This is a genomic window from Micromonospora haikouensis, from assembly GCF_000876225.1.
In the GTDB taxonomy this organism is placed as follows: Bacteria; Actinomycetota; Actinomycetes; order Mycobacteriales; family Micromonosporaceae; genus Micromonospora; species Micromonospora haikouensis.
The window spans coordinates 951,767-961,916 of sequence record NZ_JXSX01000003.1 but is presented as its reverse complement, the minus strand read 5'-3'; the positions used below and the strand labels follow the sequence as shown (position 1 = coordinate 961,916).

Here is a 10,150-nt window from a genome sequence, read left to right as displayed (position 1 = left end):
CCGACGGAGCCGACGATGAACATGCCTGCCGAGAAGGTCGTCGAGGCGCTGCGCACCTCACTGCTGGAAAACAAGCGCCTGCGACGGCAGCTTCAACGGCAGACCGACACCCCGGTCGAACCGATCGTGATCGTCGGGATGGGCTGCCGCTACCCGGGCGGCGTCCGGTCGCCGGAGGACCTGTGGGACCTGGTCGCCTCGGGCCGCGACGGCATCGGGCCGTTCCCGGAGGACCGTGGGTGGGACGTGGAGCGGTTGTTCGATCCGGATCCGGACGCGCCGGGGAAGTCGTATGTGCGTGAGGGTGGTTTCCTAACGGACGCGGCGGAGTTCGACGCGGCGTTCTTCGGGATCAGCCCGCGTGAGGCGCTGGCGATGGATCCGCAGCAGCGGCTGCTGCTGGAGACCAGTTGGGAGACGTTCGAGAACGCCGGGATCGACCCGGAGTCGCTGCGCGGCAGCCGCACCGGCGTCTTCACCGGCGTCATGTACGACGACTACGCGACCCGGCTGCGGCGGATGCCGGAGGGCCTCGAAGGCCAGGTGGTGACCGGGAGCGCGGGCAGCGTGGCGTCGGGCCGGGTCTCCTACACCTACGGCCTGGAGGGCCCCGCCGTCACCATCGACACGGCGTGCTCGTCGTCGCTGGTGGCGTTGCACCTGGCCGTCCAGGCCCTGCGCAACGGCGAGTGCGACCTGGCCCTGGCCGGCGGCGTGTCGGTGATGGCCACCCCCGTGGCGTTCACCGGCTTCAGCCGTCAGCGTGGTCTCGCGCCGGACGCCCGGGTGAAGTCGTTCGCCGCCGCCGCCGACGGGACGTCCTGGTCGGAGGGTGTCGGCCTGCTGCTGGTCGAGCGGCTCTCCGACGCCCAACGCCACGGCCACCGCATCCTCGCCGTCGTCCGCGCCAGCGCCGTCAACCAGGACGGCACCACCAGCCAACTCTCCGCACCCAACGGCCCCGCCCAACAACGCGTCATCCGACAAGCCCTCACCACCGCCGGCCTCACCCCCACCGACATCGACGCCGTCGAAGCCCACGGCACCGGCACGAAACTCGGCGATCCCATCGAGGCCCAAGCACTGCTCGCCACCTACGGCCAGAACCGCCACCAACCCCTCTGGCTCGGCAGCATCAAATCCAACATCGGCCACACCCAAGCCGCCGCCGGAGCCGCCGGCATCATCAAAATGATCCAAGCCATCCGGCACGGCATCCTGCCGAAGACCCTCCACGTCGACGCCCCCACACCCCACGTCGACTGGACCACCGGGGCCGTAGCACTCCTCACCGACACCCAACCCTGGCCCGAACAGGGGCGGCCCCGCCGCGCCGCCGTCTCCTCCTTCGGCATCAGCGGCACCAACGCCCACATCATCCTCGAACAAGCACCACCAGCCACCACACCCACCGACGCTCAGCCAGCGGACCAGGACACCCCCGTCACGTGGATGCTCTCCGCGAAGACCCCCACCGCCCTACGCACCCACGCCCAACAACTCCTCCACCACCTCACCACCCACCCCGAACTCACCCCGCCGGACGTCGCAGCCACACTCGCCACCCGCACCCTGCACCACCACCGCGCCGCCATCATCGGCACCACCCAGGAGGAACTCACCGAGGCCCTCACCGCCCTCACCACCGGCACCCCTCACCACCGACTCATCCAAGGCACCCCCCTCACCGGCAAAACCGTCTTCGTCTTCCCCGGCCAAGGCAGCCAATACCCCCACATGGGCCTCGACCTCTACACCACCAACCCCACCTTCGCCCACCACCTCCACGCCTGCGACACCGCACTCCAACCCCACACCGGCTGGTCCCTCCTCGACGTCCTCCACCAGACACCCGACGCCCCACCACTCGACCGTGTCGACGTCGTCCAACCCACCCTCTTCGCCCTCATGACCGCCCTCGCCCGCACCTGGCAACACCACGGCATCCACCCCGACGCCGTCATCGGCCACTCCCAAGGCGAAATCGCCGCCGCCCACATCGCCGGCGCCCTCACCCTCCACCAAGCCGCAAAAATCATCGCCATCCGCAGCAAAGCCCTCCACACCCTCACCGGCACCGGCGCCATGGCCGCCATCCCCCTACCCCCCGACACCGTCACCACCGACCACCCCCACCACCCCGACCTCCACATCGCCGCCCACAACAGCCCCCACCACACCATCATCAGCGCCACACCCACCACCATCGACACCATCATCAACCACTACCAACAACACAACATCAACGCCCGCAAACTCCCCGTCACCTACGCCTCCCACCACCCCCACACCGAACAACTCCGCAACCACCTCCTCACCACACTCGCCGACATCACCCCCACCACCCCCACCATCCCCTTCCACTCCACCACCCACCCCCACACCACACCCACCCTCAACAACCACTACTGGTACGACAACCTCCGCCAACCCGTCCAACTCCACACCACCATCACCCACCTCCTAAACACCGGACACACCCACTACATCGAAACCAGCCCCCACCCCGTCCTCACCACACCCATCCAACACACCATCGACACCACCACCACCAAAGCCACCACCATCGCCACCCTCCACCGCAACCAACCCGCCCCCACCCAACTCGCACACGCCCTCGCCCACGCCCACACCACCGGACTCACCCCCCACCAACCCACCCCCACCCCACACACCACCCCCCACCTCCCCACCTACCCCTTCCAACACCACCACTACTGGTTGGACAGCGGTGCCGACGGCGTGGACGACGTGGCCGCCGCGGGTCTGGACGACGCCGGGCACCCGCTCCTGGCCGCCGTGGCGGACCTGCCCGAGAGCGGGGGTGTGCTGGCGACCGGCCGGATCCGGGCCGACGCCGACTCGTGGCTGGGCGGTTATCTGCTGGAGGGCACGCCGGTCCTTCCGGCCGTCGGGATCCTGGACCTCGTGCTGTCCACCATGGACGGGCTGGGGCTGCAGCACCTCGACGAGCTGGTCGTCGACAAGCCGATCGTCGTCCCGGCACGCGGCGGAACCGACCTGCGCGTCCAGGTCACCGGTGGCGACGCGGACGGCAGGCGGACGGTGCTGGTGCACACGCGGCAGGCGGGCGCGTGGACGCGCCACGCGGCAGGCGTCCTCGGCGTCACGCCGGGCCCGGTCGACGTCCCTGGCCCCGGCCCGGCTCCGGCGACTGCGGACCAACTCGATCTGCTGACCGAGCGGCTGGCCTCGGCCGGATACGACCACGACGGCGCCTACCGGAGCATCCGCGCCTTCCACGGCGAGTACGCCGAGGTCGCGCTGCCCGAAGACGTCGACGCCGACGGTTTCGGATTCCATCCCGCGCTGCTGGCCGCGGCCCTGGACGGGATGCTGAGCGGCCTTTCCGCGGAGACCCTGGTGCCGAGCCGGTTCACGGACGTGCGGTTGCACGCGACCGGGGCCACGAGCGCCACGGTCCGGGCCCGCACGCGCGCCGACGGGACCGTCGCGGTCGGCATGGTGGACGCCACCGGCGCGCCCCTGCTCACGATCGGCTCGGTCGCGAGCCGGCCGCTCACCGCGGCGGACGTGACGGTCGCGGCGGACGAGGCGCTCGCCTCACCGCTCGCCGTGGACTGGGTGCGGATCCCGATGCCGGACGACGTCTCCGGCGCGGCCACCGTCTTCGGCGACCTGGAGGAGGTGCTGGCCGCCGAGGAGCCCACGGACGTGCCGGCGGTGCTGCTGCTGCGGGTCGGCCAGGGCCAGGACCCGGACGCCGGGCCGGAGGCGGCTCATGCGGTGGCGGAACGCACCCTGCACCAACTCCAACAATGGCTCACCAACCCCCACCTCACCCACACCCACCTCGTCATCCTCACCCAACACGCCATCCCCACCACCCCCCACCAACCCATCAACCTCCCCACCACCACCACCTGGGGACTCATCCGCACCACCCAAACCGAAAACCCCGGCCGCATCACCCTCATCGACCACGACCACCACCCCACCACCAACCACACCATCACCACCGCCCTCACCACCGGCCACCCCCAACTCGCCATCCGCAACAACCACCTCCACACCCCCCAACTCACCCCCACCACCACCACCACAACCACTGCCACCACCACCGGCAAACCTCACCCCACCCTCGACCCCAACGGCACCATCCTCATCACCGGCGGCACCGGCACCCTCGCCACCCACATCGCCCAACACCTCATCACCCACCACGGCATCAAACACCTCCTCCTCCTCACCCGCACCGGACCCCACACCCCCCACGCCCAACAACTCCACCAACACCTCACCAACCTCGGCGCCCACCCCACCATCACCACCTGCGACACCACCAACCCCCACCAACTCACCACCACCATCAACAACATCCCCCCCAACCACCCCCTCACCGCCATCATCCACACCGCCGGCGTACTAGACGACGCCACCACCACCAACCTCACCCCCCACCAACTCCACACCGTCCTCCAACCCAAAATCGACACCGCCTGGCACCTCCACCACCTCACCACCGACCACCCCCTCACCCACTTCATCCTCTTCTCCAGCGCCGCCGGCACCCTCGGCACACCCGGACAAGCCAACTACGCCGCCGCCAACACCTACCTCGACGCCCTCGCCCACCACCGCCACACCCAAGGCCAACCCGCCACCAGCCTCGCCTGGGGCCTCTGGGCCCACACCAGCAAAATGACCAACAAACTCACGGAGACGGAGGTGGACCGGCTCAAGGCCACCGGGCTGCTCCCCCTCGCCACGGACGACGCGCTGGCCCTGTTCGACGCCGCGCTGCGCACCCCCGACCGCCCGCATCTGGTGCTGACGCACATCGACCGGACCGCGTTGCACCGGCACGCCCGGGAGGGCACGCTTCCGCCGCTATTCGAGAGGCTCGTCCCGGCCCAGGTCCGCAACACCCGGTCCCCGTCGGCGCCGCTGGCCGAGCGCCTGCGCGGGCTGAGCCCGGAGAAGCGCGAGCAGGTGCTGCTCGACCTGGTCCGCACCCACATCGCCGGCACCCTCGGGCACACCTCCCCCGCCGACATCGCTCCCGGGCAGACCCTCAAGGAGCTCGGCTTCGACTCGCTCACCGCCGTCGCCCTGCGCAACCACCTGTCGAGGACGACGGGGCTCCCGCTTCCGACGACGCTGGTGTTCGACCATCCCAGCGCCGCCGCGATCGCCGGCTTCCTCGGCGAGCAGTTCGGCCGGGGCGAAGCCGGGGCGCAGGCGCCGGTCCACGCGGAGCTCGAACGGCTGGAGGCGGCCGTCGCCGCGGAGTCGTGGGACGGCGCGGCCCGGGAACGGCTCAGCGCCCGGCTGCAGGCGCTGCTGGCCCGGATCGCCGAGTCGGGGGAGACCGCGCGGACCGCCGTCGACGACGACCTCGCGGCGGTCACCGACGACGAGCTGTTCGAGGTCCTCGACGAGGAGCTCGGTGTCTCCGGGCTCGACGAGCGATGACCCGGCCACGCCCCGGGCAGGCACCCAGGCCGCCCGATCCGACCAGCGGCAGCAGTCCCGGAGGAGAGAGTGCCATGGACAAGGAGCAGAAGCTCGTCGACTATCTCAAGTGGACGACGACCGAGCTGCAGGAGACCCGTCGGCGGCTGGCCCGCGTCGAGGCGGCGCACCGGGAACCGATCGCCATCGTGGCGATGAGCTGCCGCTACCCGGGAAACGTGCGCTCGCCCGAGCAGTTGTGGCGGCTGGTCTCCGACGGGGTGGACGCGGTCTCGGCCTTCCCCGGCGACCGGGGCTGGGATCTCGACGCCCTCTACGACCCGGACCCGGAGACGCCCGGGACCTGCTACACCCGGGAGGGCGCGTTCCTCTACGACGCGGCCGAGTTCGATCCCGAGTTCTTCGGCATCAGCCCGCGCGAGGCGCTGGCCATCGATCCCCAGCAGCGCCTGCTGCTGGAGACGAGCTGGGAGGCCTTCGAGAACGCCGGCATCGACCCCGCCTCGCTGCGCGGCAGCCGCACCGGTGTGTTCGCCGGTGTGCTGTACGACGACTATGCCGCCCGGCTGATGGAGCACACGCCGGACGGGTTCGAGGGTTACCTGGGCACCGGCAGCGCCGGCAGCGTCGCGACCGGCCGGATCGCGTACACCCTGGGTCTTGAGGGTCCGGCCGTGACCATCGACACCGCCTGCTCGTCGTCGCTGGTGGCACTGCACCTGGCGGCCCGGGCGCTGCGGGCCGGCGACTGCGAGCTGGCGCTGGCCGGTGGGGTGACCGTGATGGCCACCCCCGGGGTCTTCGTCGACTTCAGCCGGCAGCGCGGCCTCTCCCCGGACGGGCGGTGCAGGTCCTTCTCCGCCGACGCGGACGGCACCGGCTGGGGCGAGGGGGTCGGGCTGGTGCTGCTCGAACGGCTCTCGGACGCGCGGCGCAGGGGGCACCCGGTGCTGGCGGTGCTGCGTGGATCGGCCGTGAACTCCGACGGCGCCAGCAACGGGCTGACCGCCCCGAACGGCCCCGCCCAGCAGCGGGTGGTCCGCCAGGCGCTGGCCGACGCGCGCCTCACGGCGGCGGAGGTGGACGTGGTGGAGGGACACGGCACCGGCACCGTCCTGGGTGACCCGATCGAGGCGCAGGCGCTGCTCGCCACCTACGGCCAGGGCCGTCCCGCGGACCGGCCGCTGTGGCTGGGCTCGGTCAAGTCGAACATCGGGCACACGCAGGGGGCCGCCGGGGTCGCCGGGGTGATCAAGATGGTGCAGGCGATCCGGCACGGGGTGCTGCCGCGCACGCTGCACGCGGGCGAACCGAGCCGGCACGTCGACTGGACCGCCGGCCGGGTGGAGCTGCTCACCGAGTCGAGGCCGTGGCCGGACGGCACGCCGCGCCGGGCCGGCGTCTCCTCGTTCGGGGTCAGCGGCACCAACGCGCACGTCATCCTGGAGGAGGCGCCGACGACGCCGGCCGCCGATCCGGTGGCGCCCTCCGCCGGGCCCGCGCCGGCCCGCCCGCTGCCGCTGCTGATCTCGGCGCACGACGAGGCGGCGCTGCGCGACGTGGCCCGCAGCCTGGCCGACCGGCTGGCCGCCGACCCGCCGCCGCGGCCCCTGGACGTGGCGTACTCCCTCGCCACGACGCGCACCACGCTGGCCCAGCGCGCCGTGGTCGTCGGCACGGACCGGGCCGAGCTGGTGCGGGGGCTGGACGCGGTGGCGCGCGGTGGCCTGCTGCCCGGCAACGTGGTCCTGGACCGGGCCGCGCCGGAGCCGGGCGGGCTGGCGTACCTCTTCACCGGCCAGGGCAGCCAGCGGCCCGGGATGGGCCGCGCGCTCGCCGAGGCCCATCCGGTCTTCGCCGACGCCCTGGAGGAGGTGTGCGCGGAGCTGGACCGGCACCTCGACCGCCCGCTGCGTCCGCTGCTGTGGGCGGCCGAGGACGACCCGGAGAGCCGGTTGCTGCACGAGACGGGGTACGCGCAACCGGCGATCTTCGCCGTGGAGACGGCGCTGTTCCGGCTGCTCGACCACTGGGGCCTGCGCCCCGACGTGCTGGTCGGCCATTCGATCGGCGAGCTCGTCGCGGCGCACGTGGCCGGGATGCTCGACCTGCCGGGCGCCGCCGAGCTGGTCGCCGTCCGGGCACACGCGATGCAGCGGGCCCGCGCGGACGGGGCGATGGTCTCGCTCGACGCCGGGGAGGAGGAGGTGCTCGCCTCCCTGTCCGGGCGCGAGCACCAGGTCTCGATCGCCGCCGTGAACGGCCCCCGGGCCACGGTGGTCTCCGGCGACCAGGACGCCGTCGGCGAGGTCGCGGCGCGGTGGAAGGCCGAGGGACGCCGGGTACGCCGACTCACCGTCAGCCACGCGTTCCACAGCCCGCACATGGACGACGTCCTGGCCGACTTCGCGCGCGCCGCGGCGCGGCTGACCTTCGCCGAGCCGGCGATCCCCCTGGTCTCCAACGTGACCGGCCGGCTCGCCGATCCTGCCGAGCTGCGGTCGCCCGGCTACTGGCGCGAGCACGCCCGGGGGACGGTCCGGTTCGCCGACGGGGTCCGTGCCGCGCGGGCGCGCGGCGTCACCACGTACCTGGAGGTGGGCCCGGACGCGGTGCTCACCCCGCTGGCGCGCGAGTGCCTGCGCGACCACGACGCCGGCGGGCGGCCGCCCACGTTCGCTCCGCTGCTGAGCGCCCGCCGCCCGGAGCCGCAGACCGCGCTGCTGGCACTGGCCCGGGTGCACGCGGCGGGGCACCGCGTGGAGTGGGGGGCGCACTTCGCCGGCTCCGGCGCCGAGCGCATCGGGCTGCCGAACTACCCGTTCCGGCGGCGCCACTACTGGCTCGACCCGAAGCCGGAAGGAAAAGCGGCCGGCGGCGAGGACCGGAGCCGTACGTCTCTCGAATCGCTCTTCTGGGCCGCCGTGGACGGCCAGGACGTCGAGTCGCTCGGCCGGGCGCTGCGGCTCTCGCGGGAGCAGCGGTCCTCGCTGGCCGCCCTCCTGCCGACGCTCGGGCTGCGGCGGCGCTGGACCGGTTGGCACCACCGGACGTCCTGGCAGCCCGCGCCCGGCGCGGTCGCCGAACCGGGGCCGCGGGCGCTCCTCGCCCTGGTGCCCGCGGACCTGGCGGGTGACGCCACGGTCACCGCGGCCCTCGACGCCCTCGGCACGACCACGAAGCCGCTGCTCGTGCCGGCGTCCACGCAGGACGCCGGTGAGCTGGCCATGCTGCTGCGCGGCCGGCGGGCCGGGGTGGGCGACGGCGTCGTGTCCCTGCTCGGCCTGCCCCGCGACGCCGCCGACGCGGGCGTGCCGGCCGGCCTGGGGTTGACCGGCGCCCTGCCGGACGCGCTGGACCAGGCCGGGCTCGACGTGCCGTTGTGGGTGCTGACGTGCGGCGCCGTCGAGACCGGCCGGTCGGACTCCCCGGTCGTCGCGGGCCAGGCCGCGGTGTGGGGGCTCGGGCAGGCGCTCGTCGCCGGCCAGTCGCGCCGCGAGATCAGGCTGGTCGACCTGCCCGGGGCGCTCGGCGCGCCGGCGCGGCGGGCGCTCGCCGCGCTCCTGCGCGGCCGGCCCGCCGACACCCGCCTGGCCGTACGCGGGGACGGGGTCCTCACCCCGCGGCTGGTGCGGCTCGCCCCGCCCGGCACCGACCGGGAGGTCTGGCGGCCGGAGGGCACGGTCCTGGTCACCGGCGGCACCACGACGCTGGGCGGCCACGTCGCCCGTTGGCTCGCCGAGCACGGGGCCGAGCAGCTCGTGCTGACCGGGCCGGCGGACGCCTCGGCCGACGTCACGGTGTTGCGCAAGGAACTGGCCGAGTACGGCGTCGACGTCGCCGTCAGCGACTGCGACCCGGCGGACCGGGCCGCGCTCGAACGGCTCGTCGCCGAACGGCCGCCCACCGCCGTCGTGCACGTCGCCTGCGACGCCGGGGACGATCACGCGGCCGGCCGCCCGCCGGCCGAGCGGTTCGCCGCCGTGGCGCGTGGCGCGGCGGTCCTCGACGACGTCACCTCGCGGCTGGAGCTGTCGGCGTTCGTGGTGTGCGCCGCCGGAGCGGGCGCGGTGTACGCGCCGGGCTCCGCCGGTCTCGCCGCCGCGCACGCCTACCTCGCCGCGCTCGCCGGGCGGCGGCGGGAACGGGGGGCCCGCGCGCTGTCGGTGGCCTTCGGGCCGCTCGCCGACGCCCCACCGGGCGACGACGGTGGGGCCGGCGCGCCGCGCGGCCTTCGGCCGCTGGTCGCGGCCGTGGCGGTGGAGGCGCTCGGGTACGTGGCCCAGCCCGGCGTCGGGGACGTGACCGTGGTCGACCTCGATCCGCACGCCGGCTCGTGGCCCCGGTCCGACCGGCTCTTCCGGGACCTGCCCGGCTTCCGGCAGGCGCCGGAGGCGACCGCGCCGGCCGTGGACACGACCCTGCTCGACCGGCTCGCCGCCAGCGGGCCGGCGGAGCGCGCCGCGATCGTCCTGGAGTTGGTGCGGGCGCGGGCGGCCGACGTGCTGGGCAGGGAGTCGGCCGACGACCTCGAACCGGACGCCGACCTGCTCGCCCTGGGGCTGTCGTCGCTCGCCGCCCTGGAGTTGAGCGCCCAACTGCGCGCCGTGGGCCTGGACGTCTCCCCCCGGCAGATCTTCGACCACCCGACACCCGCCAGCCTGGCCGCGGCCGTGTGCCCGGCCGGCTGAAC

The 10,150-nt window shown here is 73.6% G+C and carries 2 protein-coding genes; both read left to right on the top strand.

Annotated features, from left to right (window positions below; all coding sequences use genetic code 11):
* The first annotated feature begins 21 nt into the window (after positions 1-21).
* Complete coding sequence (locus TK50_RS35490; RefSeq protein ID WP_052503923.1) at positions 22-5,457, top strand: type I polyketide synthase; 5,436 nt, start codon at positions 22-24, stop codon at positions 5,455-5,457.
* A gap of 74 nt (positions 5,458-5,531) precedes the next feature.
* Complete coding sequence (locus TK50_RS25710; protein ID WP_052503922.1) at positions 5,532-10,148, top strand: type I polyketide synthase; 4,617 nt, start codon at positions 5,532-5,534, stop codon at positions 10,146-10,148.
* Positions 10,149-10,150 lie beyond the last annotated feature (2 nt).

What these genes read in the sequence shown, in the direction of transcription:
- TK50_RS35490 (WP_052503923.1), top strand. Translation starts at nt 22, where the DNA reads ATGCCTGCCGAGAAGGTCGTCGAGGCGCTGCGCACCTCACTGCTGGAA.
- TK50_RS25710 (WP_052503922.1), top strand. Translation starts at nt 5,532, where the DNA reads ATGGACAAGGAGCAGAAGCTCGTCGACTATCTCAAGTGGACGACGACC.